This is a genomic window from Allobosea sp. NPDC003192 (genome assembly GCF_050275675.1).
In the GTDB taxonomy this organism is placed as follows: Bacteria; Pseudomonadota; Alphaproteobacteria; order Rhizobiales; family Beijerinckiaceae; genus Allobosea.
Genome location: NZ_JBNNPK010000006.1, coordinates 122406 through 141847 on the forward strand (window position 1 = coordinate 122406; position 19442 = coordinate 141847).

The following is a 19442-nucleotide window of genomic DNA, read 5'->3' on the forward strand; positions in this document are numbered from 1 at the left end:
GCCGCTGCCGGGAACGCTACTGTCGCGGTTCATGCACCGCCCAGTGGAGAGAAGCCTTGGACGTTGTGCCGAGTCCTGATGTCGCCCAGCCCGACGACGCTGCACCTCCCGCGCCGAAGAATCCGCCGCCGCGCGAGATCGAACTGAAACTGGCCGCCTCGCCCGAGGCACTGGAGACGCTGCGCAGCGCGGACTTGATCGCGCGCCATGCCCGCAACCAGGGCGTCACCCGCCGGCTCGACGCGGTCTATTACGACACGCCCGACCGCCTGCTCGACCGCAACGGCCTGTCGCTGCGCGTGCGCCGCAGTGGCAAGCGCCATGTCCAGACGCTGAAGCGTTCCGATTCGGGCGATCCGCTGGTGCGTGATGAATGGGAGGCGGCGCTGCCGGATGGCACGCTCGACCTCGCCTTGCTGCCTCTGGCCGAGATCGGCGAACCGCTCGCCAGCCTGTCGGCCGGGCAGCTCGCGCCGGCCTTCGCCACGCGCATCAGGCGGCGCCTGCGCCGGCTCGACTACGCCGGCGCACTGATCGAGATCGCCTTCGACGACGGCACGATCGAGGCCGGCGAAAAGAGCCTGCCGGTCAGCGAGGTCGAGCTCGAGCTCAAGGAAGGCGAGGCTGCGGCGCTCTACGAGTTCGGGCTGGCCATGCTGGATGTGGCCCCGCTGCAGGTCGCGACACAGAGCAAATCGGCGCGCGGCTACGGTCTCGCCTTTTCGCGGCTGCCACGGGCGGTGAAGGCAAAGCCGGTCGAGATCGGCGCGGATGACAATGCCGATGCGGCGATCGCCGCGATCCTCGGCAATACCTACAAGCAGCTCCTCGGCAATCTCGCTCCTGTCGCCACGCGCTCGGGGCCGGAAGCGGTCCATCAGATGCGGGTATCGCTGCGCCGCCTGCGCTCGGCGCTGACGGTGCTCAAGAGCGAGATTGCGTCACCGGCGCTCGTGCCGATCGGGCAGGAGGCGAAGCGTCTCGGCCATGCCCTGGGCCCAGCCCGCAATTGGGATGTCTTCATCACGCAGACGGTGCCGGATATCGAGGACGAGGGGCTGGAGGATGCCGGATTGAAAGTGCTGCGCAAGGCAGCCGAGCCGCACCGGGAGAGCAGCTATGCCGCCGTGCAGGAGCGTCTGGCCGATCCGCAGACCAGCCGCTTCCTTTTGTCGTTCGGCGCGCTGATCGAGCGTCGAGGCTGGCGCAATGGCGTGGCAAGCGAGACGATGGCGGTGCTCGCAGAGCCGGCCGACGATTTCGCCGGCCGCATCCTGGCGCGCACTCATCGCAAGGCGCTGAAGCGCGGCCGCCATTTCGGCAGCCTTGCTCCGGAGGCGCGCCATCAGTTGCGGCTCGCGCTGAAGAAGCTGCGCTATACTGCCGAGTTCTTCCTGCCGCTGCATGACGGCGCGGCAGCGCGCAGATATCTCGGGCGGCTGTCGCGATTGCAGGAGGCGCTCGGCCTCGCCAATGACGCTGCGACGACGCGGCACCTCATCGCCGACCTGCGCGGCGGCAAGGGGGGGCCGGAGCTGCATTTCGCCGCCGGCGCCGTGCATGGCTGGCAATCCCGCCAGACCATCGAGGCGGGTCGCAAACTCAAGCGGCGCTGGCGCAAATTCGAGGCTGCCACGCCCTTCTGGGCGTAGGCTTCCGGCTGATGCGCCGGCCGCCTTTCGTCAGCTGGCCTTCCTCGTCACGATCGTCAGCTCGCCGTCATTGTTGACCTGGGCGAGCACGACGTCGCGCGGCGAGAAGCCCTTCGCCTCGACGGCGGACTTTACCGCCGGCGCCTTTTCGATCGCCTGGCGCAGCTTTTCGAGTTCGTCGGCGGTGCGTGTCGCCACCAGCTGGTTCACCTGCGCCTTGGTCGCCTCGGGCAGTTCGTCGATCTCGACCACCTTCACCGATGTGATGGTCGGCGCGTTCGCCGGAGCTTCCGGCGACGAGGCAGGCGGCTTGCTCGTCGGGCGTTCCGTCGACGGTGCCTGGGCATAGGCGGCGCCGGCCAGGATCGTGGCGGCGCTGGCAACGGCGATCGTGATCATACGCATGGCGTGTCCTTCCATCGGTTGCGGAAAGGACGATTAGAAATCAGCAATGGGATCAGAGGCTGGAAGCGATCAGGTCATTTCGTGGTCATACAGCGGCGCTGACGGGGCAGCGCCGCCGAGACTTCGCCCTGATCTCAGGCGGCGTCGAGCCCGTAGAGCGAGTGCAGGGTGCGGACCGCGAGCTCGGTATAGGCGGCGTCGATCAGCACCGAGAACTTGATCTCGGAGGTGGTGATGGCGCGGATGTTGATGCCCTTCTCGGCCAGCGCCCGGAAGGCGCGTGCCGCGACGCCGGCGTGGCTGCGCATGCCGACGCCGATCGCCGAGATCTTCACCACGTCGGTTGCGCCCTGGATGTCCTGGTAGGCGATGCTGTCATGCATCGATTCGAGCAGGCCCTTGGAGCGCTCGTAGTCGGCCGTCGGCACGGTGAAGGTGATGTCGGTGGTCGCCTGGTCGTCCGAGACGACCTGGATGATCATGTCGACATTGATATTGGCGTCGGCCAGCGGCCCGAAGATCGCCGCGGCGACGCCCGGCTTGTCGGCGACGCGCCGGAGCGTGATCTGGGCTTCGTCGCGCGAGAACGCGATGCCGGTGACGATCTGCTGTTCCACGATGTCGTCCTCGTCGCAGATGAGGGTGCCTGGATTGGGGTTGTCGGGGTCGTCGAAGGAGGAGCGCACATAGGTCGGTACGCGCTGGACCATGGCGATCTCGACCGAGCGCACCTGCAGTACCTTCGAGCCGAGCGAGGCCATCTCCAGCATCTCTTCGAACGAGACCTTGTCCATCCGCCTCGCTTTCGGGACGATGCGCGGATCGGTGGTGTAGACGCCATCGACATCGGTGTAGATGTCGCAGCGATCGGCCTTGAGGCCAGCGGCGAGCGCCACCGCGCTGGTGTCCGAGCCGCCGCGGCCGAGCGTGACGATGCGGTGGCTGCGCGGGTTGATGCCCTGGAAGCCGGAGCAGACGGCGATCTCGCGGTTGCGGTCGAAGCCGGCGAGGATGCCGGCACCATCGACGCCCTCGATCCTTGCCGAGCCATGCGCGTCCGAGCCGTAGAGCGGAATCTGCCAGCCCTGCCAGGAGCGGGCGGGCAGCCCCATCTCCTGCAGCACGATCGCCATTAGGCCGGAGGTGACCTGCTCGCCCGAGGCGACGACGGTGTCGTATTCGGCCTGATCGTAGGCGGACGAGGCTTCCTTGCACCAGGCGACGAGCTCGTTGGTCTTGCCCGACATCGCCGAGACCACGACCGCGACCTGGTTGCCGGCGTCGAATTCGCGTTTGACGTGGCGTGCCGCGTTCTTGATGCGCTCGACAGTGGCGACCGATGTGCCGCCGAATTTCATCACCAGACGGGCCATGACGTCCAAGAGCTCTCAACAACGGACCCGGCGCAGGGCCGGGACAAATAGCGCCCTCGCACTCGGCGAAAGGCGCGTGTAGATGACGGGAGGTGCGGGCGGTGTCAATGCAGCCATAACCCGTCAGAGCGTAAACAGGACATCAAAGGCGATGACGGCAGCGGCACGCGAAGGCTCCACCATCGACCCGGCCGAGGTCGCGCGCTTCGACGCGCTGGCGAAAAGCTGGTGGGACCCGAAAGGGCCGATGGCGGTGCTGCACAAGTTCAACCCGGTGCGGCTCGCCTTCATCCGCGACCTTGCCTGCGAGCGCTTCGGTCGCGATCCGAAATCGCTGCGGACGCTGGAGGGCCTGAGCCTCGTCGATATCGGCTGCGGCGGCGGTGTGCTCTCCGAACCGCTGGCGCGATTGGGCGCCGAGGTCACGGGGCTCGACCCGGCGACGACCAATATCGCCGTGGCGCGTGCGCATGCGCAGAAGGCCGGCATCGGCGTCGATTATCGCGAGGAGACGATCGAGGCGGTTGTCGCATCCGGCGCGCGCTTCGACATCGTGCTCGCCATGGAGGTGGTCGAGCATGTCGCCGATGTCGAGGCCTTCGTCGCCTCCTGCTGCGCGGCGGTGAAGCCGGGCGGCCTTCTGGTCATGGCGACGCTCAATCGCACGCTGAAATCCTATGCGCTCGCCATCGTCGGCGCCGAATACATCCTGCGCTGGCTGCCGCGCGGCACGCATGACTGGGAGAAATTCGTTACCCCGGACGAGCTCGAGGCCGCGATCGAGACCGGAGGGCTCTCGGTCTTCGCCCGCGAGGGCGTCGCCTACAACCCGCTCGCCGATCGCTGGTCGCGCTCGCGCGATCTCGACGTCAACTACATGCTTGCGGCTGGCCGTCCGGCGTGACCTTTCGCGGCGCAATGATCCTGCGCCGGCGTCCTTGAAATTCGATCGAAACCGCCCCTGAATCTCACACGGGCGATCCGAGCCGCCCTGCAAATCGGCTCAGCGGACGCCGGGGTACAGATTCCCCTAATCCCTGCGCCTCGGCGTCCGATTAGAACTCGAAGAGCCGCTACGGGCTGAACGCTTCAGGCCGCGAGCCGGGCCTCGAGCGCCGCGCTGTCGTCGCCGCTTCGGCGCGAGGCAAACGGCAAGGGAACTTTGCGCCTTTCCTCTTGTTTTTTGCGCTGCGGCATAATTCGATAGGCGTATGGCGCAGCGCAGCAATGGCCTGCATGATGCCGGCAACGCCACCGGATCACAGGCGTGGCGACAAGGGAGAGATCAGATGGCACAGCTGCAACCCGTCGCGAAGCCCGCGTTGAAGGATCTCTACGAGCTCGGTGAATTGCCGCCGCTCGGCCATGTCCCGGCCAACATGTACGCCTGGACGATCCGCCGCGAGCGCCACGGCCCGCCGCAGGACAGCTTCAAGGTCGAGGTGGTGCCGACCTGGTCGATCGGCGAGGAGGAGGTCCTGCTCCTCGTGATGGCTGGCGGCGTCAACTACAACGGTATCTGGGCCGGCCTCGGCCAGCCGATCTCGCCTTTCGATGTCCATAAGGGCTCGCTGCACATCGCCGGCTCCGACGCTTCCGGCATCGTCTGGGCGGTCGGCTCCAAGGTGAAGCGCTGGAAGGTCGGTGACGAGGTCATCGTCCACTGCAATCAGGACGACGGCGACGACGAGGAGTGCAATGGCGGCGATCCGATGTTCTCCTCCTCCCAGCGCATCTGGGGCTACGAGACGCCGGACGGCTCCTTCGCCCAGTTCTGCCGGGTGCAGTCGCGGCAGCTGATGCTGAAGCCGAAGCACCTCTCCTGGGAGGAATCGGCCTGCTATACGCTGACGCTGGCGACCGCCTATCGCATGCTCTTCGGCCATGCCCCGCACACGATCAAGCCGGGCGACAATGTCCTGATCTGGGGCGCCTCGGGCGGCCTCGGCGTCTTCGGCGTGCAGCTCTGCGCGGCGTCGGGCGCCAATGCGATCGGCGTCATCTCCGACGAGACCAAGCGCGACTATGTGCTGGGCCTCGGCGCCAAGGGCGTGATCAACCGCAAGGACTTCAACTGCTGGGGCCAGATGCCCACGGTCAACTCGCCCGAATATGCCGAGTGGACCAAGGAGGCCCGGAAGTTCGGCAAGGCGATCTGGGACATCACCGGCAAGAAGGACGTCGACATCGTCTTCGAGCATCCCGGCGAGGCGACCTTCCCGGTCTCCTGCCTCGTCGCCAAGCGCGGCGGCATGGTGGTGTTCTGCGCCGGCACCTCCGGCTTCAACATCACCTTCGACGCCCGCTATGTCTGGATGCGGCAAAAGCGTGTGCAGGGCTCGCATTTCGCGCATCTCAAGCAGGCCTCGGCCGCCAACCAGTTTGTCATCGACCGCCGCGTCGATCCCTGCATGTCCGAGGTCTTCCCCTGGGACAAGATCCCGCTCGCCCATCACAAGATGTGGAAGAACGAGCACGCGCCCGGCAACATGGCCGTGCTGGTCTACGCCCCGCGCACCGGTCTGCGGACCTATGAGGACGTGGTCGAGGCGCTTGAGGGCTGAAGGCTAGGGGCGGGCAGGGGCCTGCGCCTGCCCGCCGAGATCCCGAACAGGGGCCTCAGCCAGCCGATGCGCCTGGCGATCTCATAGCTCGCGGCGCAGCCCAGCGCGGCGATCGCGATGACCAGCGACGCTTCCTGCCCGGCCGGCAGGGCGAGCGGCTTCAGCCAATGCGCCGCGAGGATGATCGCGGTCTGGTGGACGATGTACCAGCAGAACACGGCATCGACGAGGTAGCGCCGCACCGGCCCATCGCGCTGGGAGAGGTGCCGGCGGGCGAAGCCGAGGATCGCGACGATCCAGCACCATTGGTCGAGCCCATAGACGAACGGTCCGACGAGCCGACGCAGATCGCCCGGCGGTTGGGCACGCAGCCAGAGCATGGCGAGGAAGGCCGCGACGGCGAGGATGAGCGCGAGCCAGCGCAGGCGCTCGGTCCGCTCGGCCTGCCGCTGCGAGCGCGCCGCGAAGAAGCCGAACAGAAAGCAGAAGCCGTAGAGGACGTGCTGGTACCAGTCGCCGACGACGATATGGCTCGGCGGGAAGGCAGGGAAGACCAGGAAGCGGTTGAGCCCGAGCAGCAGCGCCGGCCCGAGCAGCAGGAGCAGGCCGGGCAGGGCGCGCTCTAGCAGTCGCTCACCACGACCAGGCAGACCAGGCGAGAGCGCGATCAGCCCGGCGAGCGCCATGGTGTAGAGAAAGAGATAGACCACGAACCAGAGATGGTTCCAGGTCGGCAAAATGATGCAGGCCTGCCGGCCGGTCTCGATCCGGCAGAAGCTCTGGTCGAAGGCGAGATAGTGGCCGAACCAGAAGTCGAGATAGCCGCCGGAAAACCCGAGCTTCTCGACGACCTCGGCCCAGGATTGCGGCGGCACCACCACCAGCATGCCGAAGGCGAGGGGGATCAGCAGGCGGGCCGAGCGCCGTCTCGCGAAGGCCCCGACCTCGTATTTGCCCAGCATGAAGCGCGTCGCCGCGCCCGAGACCAGGAAGAGCAGCGCCATCCGCCAGGGGTTGAGCAGCAGCATCAATGGCTCGAGCTCGCGCAGCTGGTGGAGGCTCTTCACATGGAAGCCCCATGACACATAGAGCATGCCGACATGGTAGAGGATCAGCAGGCCGAAGGCGGCGATCCTGATCCAGTCGAGATCGAGCCGGCGTTCGGTGCTGTGTGGTGGCGAATGATCGGTTTGCGCAGTCATGGCGGCTATCCCTTGCTCGCTCCGAGCAGGCCGGGATGCCTGCGCAAAGGTCGAGACGGTGCGGGACGAGCAGCCGATGCTCCGTGACGAAAGCCAGCGAGCCGGGACGAGCGGCGGGGCAGCCGTGACGAACGGCGGAGCCAGCCGTCTGCCGGGCTGGCTGCCCTATCTCGCGATCGCCCTCGGCACCACCGCGACCTGCCTCGTCAACACCTTCTCGACCTGGCACGATCTCGCCCGCCTCGGCCGCGCCGTTCCGCTGTGGCAACCCCTGCTCTGGGAAATTTCGAGTGGCGTCCTGGTCGTCGCGTTGGCGCCGCTCGTCCATCGGCTGGTGCTGGTCTCGCTCGCCTGGCCGCACCGACCATGGCTCTTGGGGCCGCTGCACGCTACTGCGATCCTCGCGTTCTCGGCCGTGCATGTCTGCGGCATGGTTCTGCTGCGCAAGCTCGGCTACTGGGCCGCTGGCGCCGGCGACTACAGCTTCGGCTTCTCCGGCGGCAACCTGTTCTACGAGCTGCGCAAGGATATTCTCGTCTACCTGCTGCTCGCGGCCGTGTTTTGGCTGAGCGAACTCTGGCGCAGGCGTCCGCAGCCGCAAGCAGCGGCTGTCGCAGCCGCTGCGCCCGGCGGTCTCTGGCTGCGCGACGGCACGATCAATCTGCGGCTCGAACCGGCCGATATTGTCGCCGTGGTCTCGGCCGGGAACTATGTCGAATACTGGCTGGCGAGCGGCAAGCGCCACCTGATCCGCACGACGTTGCAGGCCGAGGAGGAACGCCTGCGCCCGCTCGGCTTTTCCCGTATCCACCGCGCGAGGCTGGTCAATCACGGGCGCATCCGGCGCATCGCCGGCAAGCCGTCGGGTGATTTCGAGGTCGAGATGGATACCGGCGAGAGTTTCGCCGGCAGCCGCCGCTATCGCGAAGGTCTTGTCGTGCTCACGCCTTGATCGTGGGCACCGGCCTGCGCTCACAGCCCGCTCAGCACATCCCCGGTCGACTTTTCCGGCGCGCGGTGCAGCGCGATGGCGGCGTTGAGCTCGGCGCCATAGAGGAAGATCGCCGCCAGCCAATACAGGAAGACCAGCGCGATCATCGCGGTGGCGAGGCCGGCATAGGTGGTGACATAGGCGCCGGCAAAGGAATCGAGATACCAGCCGAAGCCGACGCCGCCGATCAGCCAGACCACCAGCGTCATCAGGATGCCCGGCCACATCGCCCCGATATGCGGCGCCCGGGCCGGCAGCAGCTTATGTGCGACGGCGAGTGCCAGCACCACCAGCACGGTCGCACCCGCAATGCGCAGGAAGGCGAGCAGGAAGCCCAGCGGGGCGAGGGCCGGCGCGAAACCGACGATGCCGCGCCAGATCAGCGGGCCGAGCACGACCAGCAGCGAGAAGGCGAGCATGAAGATCGCGCCGCCGACCACGTAGACGATCGATTCCAGCCGCGTGCGCCACCAGCTGCGCCATTCATAGGCTTCTTAGGCGCGGTTGAGCCCGACCCTGACGGCTTCTACTCCTGAGGAGGAGAAGTAGAGCGCCAGGATCGCGCCCAGCGTCAGCGCGTCCTTGCGCACCGCGGTCAGCACCGAGCGAACCTCGCGCGCGATCGGCTCCGCCACTTCTCGCGGCCAGGCTTCCAGCAGCAATTGCGCCGCTTCGTCGGCTGCCGCCTGCGAGCCGAAAAAGCCGCCGAGCGCGGTGACGAGAATCAGGAAGGGGAACAGCGACATCAGCACCGAGAGCGCGATGTGGCTGGCGATCGCCCAGCCGTCATGGGCGATGAAGCGCTCGAAGGCGAGGGCAGGGACGGAACGTAGCGACATGCGGTTCTCGAGCGATGGCACGATCTTTGGTGCTTCGCTGCTACGGTGGCAAGTGCACGGAACATGCCGCCACAGCGTCCGTATGCGGCGACAACTGCCGTTATCGGGCCTATCAGGCGCCTAGAGGCCGCGCCGAGATGTTCGATTCACCGCTCTTCCTGCGCCTGTCGCCGGCGTTCTTCGTGTTCCTCTGGTCGAGCGGCTGGATCGTCGCCGGCTATTCGGCGCGCTATTCCGACGCGCTGACCTTCCTGTCGGTGCGCTTCGCCTGTGCCGGGCTCGCCCTGTCCATCCTCGCCGTCGCGCTCGGGGCGCAGTGGCCGAAGACGCGGCGCGCCATCGTCGATTGCGCCGTCGCCGGCATCCTGTTGCACGCCGTCTATCTAGGCGGCGTCTGGTGGGCGGTACGTCACGGATTGCCGGCCGGCGTCTCCGGCCTGATCGCGGGGCTGCAGCCGGTGCTGACCGCGCTGTTTGCGCCTTTGATCGTGCGCGAGCATATCTCCCCGATCCGTTGGCTCGGCATCGTCTTCGGCTTTGTCGGCATCGCGCTGGTGCTGGAGCCGAAGCTGGTCGGCGTCGCGCCCGAGGCGCTGTCCGCCATTGCGCTGCCGATCATCGTCAACGTCGTCGGCATGTTCGCCGTCACCATCGGCTCGTTCTGGCAGAAGGCGCGCATCGTCGAGGGCGATCTGCGCACGGTGACGGCGGTGCAGTACATCGCCGCCTTCCTGTTCACGCTGCCCTTCGCCTACCTGCTCGAGCCGATGCGGATCGAGTGGAACCTGACCATGGGCCTGGTGCTGGCCTGGTCGGTGCTGGCGCTGTCGCTCGGCGGCATCGGGCTCTATCTCGTCCTGATCCGCCGCGGCCAGGTCTCGCGCCTCGCGACCTTCCTCTATCTCGTGCCGCCGGCGGTCGCGGTCGAGGCCTGGATTCTGTTCGGCGAGACGCTGACGCCGATCCAGCTTATCGGCATGGCCGTCGCGGTGTTCGGCGTCGTCCTCGCCAGCCGGAAATAGCGTCGTTGAATCAGGCGGGCCCGATCCTGGGTTCCCGGAAGCCGGTCGATGCTGTAGCCAGAGAAGATCAGGCGGCACGGTTCCGCCACGCTGACGACGGGGACGAGACGACCATGGCTGCGACGACCGAAACTCTTGCTGGCGCCTTCATCGCTGCCCGCCGTGGCCACAAGCTGGTCGACATCGCGACCTTGCCGGTCCCCGCCGATGTCGATGCCGGCTTTGCCGCGCAGGCCGAGGTCAACAAGGGCATGGGCTATCCGCTCGCCGGCTGGAAGGTCTCGCTCGGCGAGGGCGGCCGGCCGATGGCCGGGCTGATGCAGGGGCCTTATCTCAAATCCGGCGACACCTATCGCGGCGTGCACGGCGCCGAATTGCGCGTCGAGATCGAACTCGCCATCCGGCTCGGCCGCGATATGCCGCTGCGGCCCGGCCAGCCCTACACCCGCGAGGAGCTGATCGACCATTGCGACGCCGCGCTGGTCGGCATCGAGATCGTCGAGAGCCGCATCGCCGACTGGACCAATGTCCCGTTCCCGCTCTGGCTCGCCGATGCGATGGGCCATGGCGGCTATCTGCTTGGCCCCGAGGTGCCCTTCAGCATCTTCGATGATGTTCCGGCGCTGACCTGCACGGTCGAGCTCGATGGCGACGTGCTCTATGACCGCCAGGCGCTGCACGCCAATGGCGATCCGCTCGTCACGGCACTCGCCTGGGCCAACCGCTCGGTCGAGGGACCGCTCGGCCCGCTCAAGGCCGGCCAGATCATCACCACCGGTAGCCTCTGCGGCGGCGTGCTCGCGCCCACGGTCGGGCCGGTGATCGCTCGGCTCGATCCTGTCACCGCGATCTCCTTCGCGCTGGCGGAGCAGGGCGATTGAGGCTTTCGCCAGCGGGCGACAAGCCAACGATTCGTTCAGAATTTGGATTGATGGTGCGCTAATCCCGAGCGTCGAATTGTGATCAACTGGAGGCGCGATCACAAAATCAACGCATTCGCTGCGTCCTAGTTGGGTTGCGTTGGAGGTTTGATGCGGTCATGGCGAAGGGGCAGGATCGGCATTGCCGGCGGAGGCTTGGTTGCTTTCGCGGCGATGCTTGCCGGTGAGGTTTCGCCGGCGCGCGCCTTCGACCTGTCATCGCTCGACGTCTTCAATCTCTTCGGCAGCAAGGACAAGCCGCCGCCGGTCAGCGCGACGACGCTGCCCTATGAATTGAAGTTCGAGCTCGGCGATGTCCCCGATGCCAGCGCACTGAAGCGCAGCCTGCAGGACGCCTCGCTACTCTATCGCCTGCGCGAGGATGCGCCGCCCGACGGCGAGACCCTGGCCCGCCGCGCCGCCGCCGACATCAACCCGCTGATCGATGCGCTCTGGGCTCAGGGCTATTTCAACGCTCAGGTCGCGATCGCAGTCGATGGTGTCGCGGTGACGCAGGCGGGCGAGCCGCCGCCGGGCCTCGCCCGCGCGGCCGATCGCTATCGTAACCGTGCGCCGGCGCCGGTCGTGGTCACGGTCGATCCCGGCCCGCTCTTCTCGCTGCGCAATGTCGACATCGCGCCGAGCGGACGCCGTGATCCTTCGGCAGTGATTTCCGATCCTGGCAAGGTCTCCGGTCTCGTGCCTGGCGCGCCGGCCACCTCGTCCTCGATCCGCGCCGCGCAGGCTGCTCTGGTCGACTACTGGCGCGGCAAGTCCCGTCCACTTGCGCGCGTCGTCGAGGTCCGCCCCGTCGTCGACCATGCCGCGAAGACGATGGACGTCTCGCTCCTCGTCGATCCCGGCCCCGTGGCCGGCTTCGGCGACGTCTCGGTGACCGAGACCGGTGACATCCCGCCCGAGGTGATCCGCTCCTTCATCTACCTGGAGCCGGGCGATCCCTATTCGCCCAAGGCGCTGACCGATACGCGCAAGTCGATCGCGACGATTCCCGCTGTCGGCTCGGTGCGCATCCGCGAGGGCACCAGCCTCGACAAGGCCGGCAACCTGCCGATCTTCGTCGAGGTCAATGAGCGGCCCAAGCGCCTGCTCGGCTTCTCGGCCCGCTATTCGACGATCGATGGCCCGGCGGTGAAGACCTATTGGGAGCACCGCAACCTGTTCGGCGGCGCCGAGAGCCTGCGGCTGGAGGCTTCGGTCTTCCTGGCCCCGCGCATCGACGGCACCAAGATCCAGAGATTCGGCGACTTCGAGCGCAGCGATCTCGGCGGTCGCTTCTCGGCGAGCTTCGTGAAGCCGGCGCTCGGCGGCAGCCGCAACGACCTGCTGATCGACGCCTCCGCCGTGCGCGAGCGTGTCGGCATCAACCGCTACGGCGGCTACACGGCGCGCTATGCCAACGTCACCACTTCGATCCGCCATCGCTTCAGCGACGTCTTCTCGATCCAGGCCGGCATCGAGGCCGAGCGCGGCCAGACCAGCGACGTGCTCGGCCAGGTCGACTACATGCTCGTCGGCGTGCCGCTCTCGCTGCGCTACGATTCGACCGACAGTCAGCTCGATCCGACCCGTGGCATCAGGGTCTCCGCCTCGGTCACGCCCTATGCCGCCTTCGGCGACAACGACGCCCCCTTCATCCAGAGCAAGGCTTCGATCTCCGGCTACTACGCCCTCGATGACGATGCCCGCTACGTGCTCGCCGGCCGGATCGGGCTGGGCTCGGTCGCCGGCGCCGATCTCGACGAGATTCCAGCGACCCGGCGCTTCTATGCAGGCGGCGGCGGCTCGGTCCGCGGCTACGCCTATCGCACGCTCTCGCCGCTCGGCCCGTTTTTCCGGCTGACCGGCGGACGCAGCCTGTTCGAGGCCTCGGTCGAGGCCCGCATCAAGATCACCAACACGATCGGCATCGTGCCCTTCTTCGATGCCGGTATGGCCTTCGCGTCGGAATTCCCGAACTTCAAGGAGAAGGTGCAGTACGCAGCCGGCCTCGGCTTGCGCTACTACACGCCGATCGGGCCGATCCGGGTCGATGTCGCAGCGCCGCTCAACCCGCGCAAAGGCGACAAGCCGGTCGCGCTCTATATCAGCATCGGGCAGGCCTTCTGATGGGCGCGCTTCGAATCTCGCGCTTGCTCGCCGGCCTGGGAGCGCTGGTCATCGCCGTGGCGTTGGTCCTCGCCACTGGCCTAGGCGGCTTCGCCCAGAATGCCGGCGAACGCGGCGTCCTGGCCGACCTGATCTCGAAAGCGCTCTCCACCGATGGCAGCCAGGTCTCGATCGGCGCGGTCGACGGCGCGCTCTCCTCGGATGCCTCAATCCGCGACATCGTCATCTCCGACCGCGACGGGCCCTGGCTCCGGCTCGACCGCGCCCGCCTGGTCTGGACCCGCTCGGCCCTGCTGCTGCGCCGGCTCGAGGTCAATCGGCTCGAGATCGGCAAGCTGGAGATCCTGCGCAAGCCGGTGCCCGAACCGGGGGCTCCGCCTCCGGCCGACAATGCACCGATCCTGCCGGAACTGCCGCTCAAGGTGGTCATCGAGGCCTTCCAGCTCGGCGAGCTGGCGCTGGGGCCGACCGTGATCGGTGCCGCCGCGCGACTTTCGGCGACCGGCGCTGCCCGTCTTGGACCGCCCAATGAGGGTCTGGACCTCAGGCTCGTCGGGCGCCGGCTCGATATGGGCGGCACGCTCGACGTCACCCTGCGCTTCGTGCCGCAGTCGACGCAGCTCCAGCTCGCGGTCAAGCTCGACGAACCGGCGGGCGGCCTGATCTCGACCATCGCCGATCTGCCGGACCGGCCGCCGGTCAAGCTCGATCTCAGCGGCGACGGCCCGCTCGACCGGTTCCGAGCGACGCTCGCCTTCGCCGCAGGCCCGACCATCGGCGCCAACGGCACCGCCGATCTCAGCCGGCAGGGGACGGCGCGCCGGCTCCTGCTAGCGCTCGATTCGCGTATCGCCGGCCTGATGCCGCCGCCGGTCGCGCCGGTGTTCGAGGGCTCGACCCGGCTTGATGGCACGGTCGCCTTCGCCGATGACGGCGCCGTCGCGGTCGACCAGCTGGCGCTGGTCTCGGCGCTGGCCCGGCTCGATGTGAACGGCCTCTACGGCGCCGACAAGAACCTCGACTTCAAGGTAACCGCCGCCGCCCGCCCCAATGCCGGCGGCCGCACCGTCGCCTCCGGCGCCGAGATCGCCAAGCTCGCCTTCGATGCGACGATCCGCGGACCGGCCGCCGGGCCGCGTGTCAACGCCAGCCTGCAGGCGGAAGGTGCCAGTGTTCCGGCCGGCAAGCTCGGCAAGCTCGATTTCACCTTCACCGCGACCCCGACCGGCGCGCTCAACGATCCGAGGACGCGCACCGTGCTGGTCTCGGATGGCGAGGCTTCAGGCGTCGCACTCGCCGACCCCGGTCTGGCGCGCTTCATCGGCGACCGCCTGCGCTTCACTTTGCGCGGCACGGCCTCCGATGGCGGCGGCGGCGAGTTCGAAACCTTGAAACTCGCCTTCGGCGGGGCCGAACTCGGCTATGTCGGCCGGCTCGATCCGGCCCGGATCCTCGGCAAGGTCGAGGCGCGGTTGCCTGACCTTGCGCGGCTTAGCACGCTGGCCGCCCGCCCGCTCAAGGGCTCGGCCGCTGTCACCGCCAATGTCGACGCTGAGCCGAAGAAGCGCCTTTACGCCGTCAAGCTCGATGGCGGCGCCGAGGCGCTCGCGCTCGGCCAGGAGGCGCTCGATCGCCTGCTCGCCGGCAAGCTCTCGCTTGGCGGTGAGATTCGGGTGCCCGGCAGCGGTGGCCTGGTCGTCAACGGTCTGCGCATCGCCGGCACCCATGTCGCGGCGACGGCGGATGGTGCACTCGGCGCGCAGGGTTCGAGCCTGAAAGCCAACATCGCCATTCCCGATCTGCGCCGCGCCGATCCGAAACTGTCGGGGCAGGGCGCTTTCGACGCAACGCTGACGGGGCCGCTCGACAAGCTCGACGCGACGCTGAAGGCTGGCATCACCAATGCGACCGCGCTCGGCCGGCCCGTGCCGCGTCTCGCCCTCGAGGCGGTCCTGCGCGATCTGCAGGGCGCACTCTCCGGTGACGTCAAGCTCTCCGGCGAAGTCGATGGTCGGCCTGCGACCGGCGGCCTGCGTTTCGCCAAGCGCGATCCGGGCGGCTGGGCTCTGCCGCAGCTCGCCATCGCCATCGGCTCGGTCACCCTGAACGGCGCGCTCGATCTCGACGCCGCCAATCTCGCCGAGGGCAATCTCAAGCTCGCGGCCCGCAATCTCGACGATCTCTCGGCGCTGGCGCTCGCCAAGCTCGGCGGCCGGATCGAGGCCGATGTGATGCTGGCGCGCCCGACCGGCGGCCAGAATCTGAATCTCAAGGCCAGCGCGCAGAAGCTTGTCGCGCCTAGCCTTTCGCTCGACCGGCTCGATGCCGATGTCGCCATCGTCGACGCGCTGCGCAAGCCGTTGATCAACGGCACGATCCAGGTCGATCGCGCGGTCGTCGCCGGCGAGCCGGTGAGCGCGATCCGCCTCGTCTCCAAGGGCGGGGCGGATGCCAGCGACATCAGCCTCGACGCCACGGCGCGCGGCTTCTCTCTTGCCTCGAAGGGCCGGCTCTCGGTCGCCGATCCCTTGCGCTTTGATCTCGCCAGCTTCACCGCGACGCGCGACGGCCGCAAGATCGCGCTGGCCAAGCCCGCGAGCTTCACCGCGATCGATGGCGGCGTATCAATCCGCGATCTCGCCATCGCGCTCGACGGTGGCCGGATCACGCTCGACGGCGAGGCCGGCAAGGCACTCGATCTGCGCTTTGCCGCGCAGAATGTGCCGCTCTCGGCTGCTCGCCTCGCTTCGCCGACCCTTGACCTTTCCGGCACGCTTGATGCCGAGGCGACGATCAAGGGCACGCCCGAAGCGCCGACCGGTCCATGGCGGGTGCGAATCGCTCGCCTCGTCGCGCCGCAGACCCGTTCCGCCGGCTTGCCGCCGATCGAGATCGCCGGGCAGGGCGCGCTCAACGGCCGCCAGACCAGCCTCGACGCGAGCCTCAACGCCGGCCGCTTCGTCAGCCTGACGGCCAGGGGCACCGCGCCACTCGGCGGTGAGGGGGCGCTCGATCTTGCGATCCAAGGCCGCGCCGATGCGGCGCTCGCCAACACCCAGCTCGCCGCCGATGGCCGGCGGTTGACCGGCCAGCTCGTGCTCGACCTGCGCGCCGGCGGCACGCTTTCGGCGCCGCGCCTCTCCGGCGGCGCGACGCTCTCCGGCGGCAGCTTCAACGACGCGCTTCAGGGCGTGAAGCTGACCGGGCTCGAAGCGCGCGTCACCGCCAATGGGCCCGAGATCGCCATCGAGCGTTTCGCGGCGCAGACCCCGGGCGGCGGCACGCTCTCGGCGCGCGGCAACGTCAAGCTCGATCCGGATGCCGGCTTCCCCGGCACGATTCGCATCGAGGGCAAGCGTGCCCAGCTCGTCGACAGCGGCCTGGTCCGGGCGGTCACCGATCTCAATCTCGATCTCGCCGGCCCGCTGGCGCAGCGGCCGCGCATCGCCGGGCGTGTCGATGTCGTGACCATCGAGGTCGCGGTGCCCGATCGCCTGCCGTCGAGTTCGCGGCCGGTCGACGGCATCCGCCACGTCAATGCCAAGGGCCAGGCGGCAGCCCGCCTCGCCGCCGAGCGCAAGGCCCGCGCCGTCGCCAGCCGCAAGGGCGCTCGCGCGCCGGCTTTCGACGCGGTGCTCGACATCGTCGTCTCGGCGCCGGGACGCGTCTTCATCCGCGGCCGCGGCATCGATGCCGAGCTCGGCGGTGATCTGCGCGTCGGTGGCACCTCCGGCGCTCCGGCCCTGACTGGCGGCTTCGATCTCAGGCGCGGGCGGCTCAGCCTCGCCAGCCAGCGTCTCGATTTCAGCAAAGGTCGCGTCACCTTCTCCGGCGACGTCATGCCGACGCTCGATTTCGTCGCCGAGACCCGCGCCGCCGACGTCACTGCGCGGATCATCATCTCCGGCGAGGCCTCGGCGCCCGAGTTCACCTTCACCTCCTCGCCCGAGCTGCCGCCGGACGAGGTGCTCTCGCGTCTGCTCTTCGCCCGCGCCTCGGGCTCGCTCTCGCCCTTCCAGGCGCTGCAGCTCGCCCAGACCGCGGCGCAGTTCTCCGGCGCAGGCGGCGATGACGTCTTCGAGCGCATCCGCCGCTCGCTCGGCGTCGATAACCTCGATGTGCAGATGGGCCCGGGCGGGCCGACGGTCGGTGTCTCGCGCGCGATCTCCGACAATGTCACCCTCGGGGTGAAGGCTGGAGCCAAGCCCGAGGATAGCGGCGTCTCTGTCGGAATCGACCTGACGCGCCGCCTGAAGCTCCAGGCTGATGCCAATGCCGACGGCAGTGCTGCGGTCGGCGTCGGGGCCGAGTGGGAATACTGACGTCCCGACTCAGTCGGCGAAGAAAGCGTCACAGATTCGCAGCCGAGCTGACCGGTCGATGGCTCTGAATGCCCGCAAACCACCCGGTTCGGTTAACGCTCTCTTAAGTTCGGCGTTCAAAGCGTGGCCCGGCTGCAACACCGGGGGGCAAAGCGGGTCTGTGGCGGGGACTGTGGCGTGATCGTGGTTGATCGCGGGCCGGGCATTCGTAATGGTGACTGTGCGGCGGGACGTTCCCGGTCGCTGTTTTTCGTCTTCGCCTCCGAACGGTTCGGGGACGCGGGCGAAAGACCGGGATAAGCGGGTTTCGCCGGACAGGTCTCCTGGGGCCACCGGACTGGAATGCGCCGACGCCCGAGGGTCTCGAAACTCTTTTGGAGGTAATCAAATGAAGCTCGTTAAGAGCCTCCTCCTCGGTTCCGCCGCCGGCATCGCCGCGGTTGCCGGGGCTCAGGCCGCCGACCTTCCTTCGCGGAAGGCCGCTCCGGTCGAGTACGTTCGCGTTTGCTCCGCTTATGGCGCGGGCTTCTTCTACATCCCGGGCACCGACACCTGCCTGCGCGTCGGTGGTCGTGTCCGTGCTGAGTACACGGTCGGCACCCGCTACGGCAACGGCCAGGACGCCTACGGCACCCGCTCGCGCGGTCGTCTGAACGTCGACGCCCGTACCGCGACCGCCTACGGCACGCTGCGTACGTTCTTCCGCTACGAGCTGACCGTCAGCTCGGGCTTCTACGCCGGCACCATCGGCGGCAACCAGGGCATCATCGCCCCGGGTGTGGCTCGTAACGGCGCTGCCGGTCCGGGCACTGCTTCGAACCTCGACCTGGCCTTCGTCCAGTTCGGCCCGATCACCGCTGGTCGCGCTCAGTCGTTCTTCGACTTCTACGCCAACGACCTGACCTTCTCGACGTTCCGTACGGCTGACTCGCGCCTCAACCTGTTGGCTTACACCGCCACCTTCGGTTCGGGCTTCTCGGCCACGGTCTCGCTCGAAGACCGCAACACCGGCACCGGCCAGCGCGAGAACGGCGCTTTCGGTCGCTTCGCCGGCAACGCGCTCACCCTCGCTGGTCAGGACTTCCCGGACGTCGTCGCCTCGCTGCGCGTCGATCAGGGCTGGGGCTCGGCTCAGTTGTCGGGTGCTCTCACCCAGCGTAAGGTCGTCGCGACCGCTGCTGCGGCTGGCGCGTTCGCGGTCAACCCGGTCACCGGCGTTATCACCCAGGGTGCCGCCACCGGCGCTCAGAACGGTGCGGACGAGTACGGCTGGGCCATCCAGGGCGGCGTGAAGATCAACCTGCCGATGCTTGCGGCTGGCGATCACCTGTTCCTGCAGGCCGCTTATGCTGACGGCGCTCTCGGCTACCTCGGCTGGGGTGGTCAGTTCGGCTCGGGTCGCATCGCCTCGGGTAACGCTCTGAACCAGCTCGTCATCGGCGACGTCGGCGTCACCCCGCTCGGCAACGTCAAGAACTCGACCGGCTGGTCGATCGTGGCTGCCCTGCGTCACTTCTGGACCCCGACCCTGCGTTCGGAGCTCGTCGCTTCGTACTCCGAGCTGAAGCTCGGCTACAACGCTCCGGCCGGTGTCTACGCCGCTGGCGCTCCGATCCGCTCGCTTGATCCCAAGGAGCTGATCGTTGCTGGTAACCTGATCTGGTCGCCGGTTTCGGGCCTCGATATCGGTGTGGAAGTTCTCTACACCCGCACCGAGCTCGCCTCGCGCGTTCTGCCGGTCAACAACGCGGGCGCCCGCGTCGCTGGCTTCGGCATCAAGACCGACGACGCTTGGGCTGGTCGCCTCCGCATCCAGCGCGACTTCTGATCGATCCTAGGATCGTTCAAGGGAAGCCCCGGGGAAACCCGGGGCTTCTTTCGTTTCAGCCGGCCTTTGCAGGCCGGAAACCCCGTCTGACCCTCACAAGGGTCGAGCGGCCCCTTGCTTGACTTGGGGACACGATAAGGCGTGATTGGAGCGGACTGCGGGCGTCGGGATTCGACGTGAGCGGTCCCTGGGACGAG

General features: G+C 67.9%; 12 protein-coding genes and 1 pseudogene. 9 read left to right on the forward strand and 4 right to left on the reverse strand.

Annotated features, from left to right (window positions below):
- The first annotated feature begins 65 nt into the window (after positions 1–65).
- Complete coding sequence (locus tag ACQKLX_RS10525) at positions 66–1652, forward strand: CYTH and CHAD domain-containing protein (protein WP_427361683.1); 1587 nt, start codon at positions 66–68, stop codon at positions 1650–1652.
- Between the two features lie 30 nt (positions 1653–1682).
- On the opposite strand, the gene ACQKLX_RS10530 is transcribed toward ACQKLX_RS10525, so the two are convergent.
- Together ACQKLX_RS10530 and ACQKLX_RS10535 are read right to left on the reverse strand one after the other, a co-directional pair.
- Entirely contained in the window at positions 1683–2057 is a 375-nt protein-coding gene (locus ACQKLX_RS10530) for a superantigen-like protein SSL4 (RefSeq protein WP_427361531.1), read from the reverse strand.
- A gap of 134 nt (positions 2058–2191) precedes the next feature.
- Positions 2192–3430, reverse strand: coding sequence for an aspartate kinase (locus tag ACQKLX_RS10535; RefSeq protein WP_427361532.1), 1239 nt, complete (start codon positions 3428–3430; stop codon positions 2192–2194).
- 151 nt (positions 3431–3581) lie between these two features.
- Here ACQKLX_RS10535 and ubiG point away from each other — a divergent pair, with 151 nt between their 5' ends.
- Both ubiG and ccrA read left to right on the forward strand, forming a co-directional pair.
- Positions 3582–4334 (forward strand): bifunctional 2-polyprenyl-6-hydroxyphenol methylase/3-demethylubiquinol 3-O-methyltransferase UbiG, encoded by a 753-nt coding sequence (ubiG, locus tag ACQKLX_RS10540; protein WP_427361533.1) that lies wholly within the window; start codon positions 3582–3584, stop codon positions 4332–4334.
- 385 nt (positions 4335–4719) lie between these two features.
- Positions 4720–5994, forward strand: coding sequence for a crotonyl-CoA carboxylase/reductase (gene ccrA, locus ACQKLX_RS10545; RefSeq protein WP_427361534.1), 1275 nt, complete (start codon positions 4720–4722; stop codon positions 5992–5994).
- On the opposite strand, the gene ACQKLX_RS10550 is transcribed toward ccrA, so the two are convergent.
- Entirely contained in the window at positions 5961–7196 is a 1236-nt protein-coding gene (locus tag ACQKLX_RS10550; protein WP_427361535.1) for an acyltransferase family protein, read from the reverse strand. The two genes, ccrA and ACQKLX_RS10550, sit on opposite strands and share 34 nt — an antisense overlap.
- Positions 7197–7272: 76 nt before the next feature.
- On the opposite strand from ACQKLX_RS10550, the gene ACQKLX_RS10555 reads away from it, so the two are divergent.
- Complete coding sequence (locus ACQKLX_RS10555; RefSeq protein ID WP_427361536.1) at positions 7273–8148, forward strand: LytTR family DNA-binding domain-containing protein; 876 nt, start codon at positions 7273–7275, stop codon at positions 8146–8148.
- Between the two features lie 20 nt (positions 8149–8168).
- On the opposite strand, the pseudogene ACQKLX_RS10560 reads toward ACQKLX_RS10555, so the two are convergent.
- Positions 8169–9026: pseudogene (locus ACQKLX_RS10560) on the reverse strand (YihY/virulence factor BrkB family protein).
- A 137-nt stretch (positions 9027–9163) separates the two neighbouring features.
- On the opposite strand from ACQKLX_RS10560, the gene ACQKLX_RS10565 reads away from it, so the two are divergent.
- From ACQKLX_RS10565 to ACQKLX_RS10585, 5 genes are all read left to right on the forward strand, one after another.
- Positions 9164–10048: a DMT family transporter gene (locus ACQKLX_RS10565; RefSeq protein WP_427361537.1), complete on the forward strand. Its 885-nt coding sequence runs from the start codon at positions 9164–9166 to the stop codon at positions 10046–10048.
- 113 nt (positions 10049–10161) lie between these two features.
- Positions 10162–10929, forward strand: coding sequence for a fumarylacetoacetate hydrolase family protein (locus ACQKLX_RS10570; RefSeq protein WP_427361538.1), 768 nt, complete (start codon positions 10162–10164; stop codon positions 10927–10929).
- A 150-nt stretch (positions 10930–11079) separates the two neighbouring features.
- Complete coding sequence (locus tag ACQKLX_RS10575) at positions 11080–13095, forward strand: autotransporter assembly complex protein TamA (RefSeq protein WP_427361539.1); 2016 nt, start codon at positions 11080–11082, stop codon at positions 13093–13095.
- Positions 13095–17417, forward strand: a complete 4323-nt coding sequence (locus ACQKLX_RS10580) for a translocation/assembly module TamB domain-containing protein (protein ID WP_427361540.1) — start codon at positions 13095–13097, stop codon at positions 17415–17417. Before ACQKLX_RS10575 ends, ACQKLX_RS10580 begins: the two co-directional genes overlap by 1 nt.
- 388 nt (positions 17418–17805) lie before the next feature.
- The gene (locus ACQKLX_RS10585; protein ID WP_427361541.1) at positions 17806–19245 is read left to right on the forward strand and encodes a porin; all 1440 of its coding nucleotides are present in this window, start codon (positions 17806–17808) and stop codon (positions 19243–19245) included.
- The last annotated feature ends 197 nt before the right edge of the window (positions 19246–19442 follow it).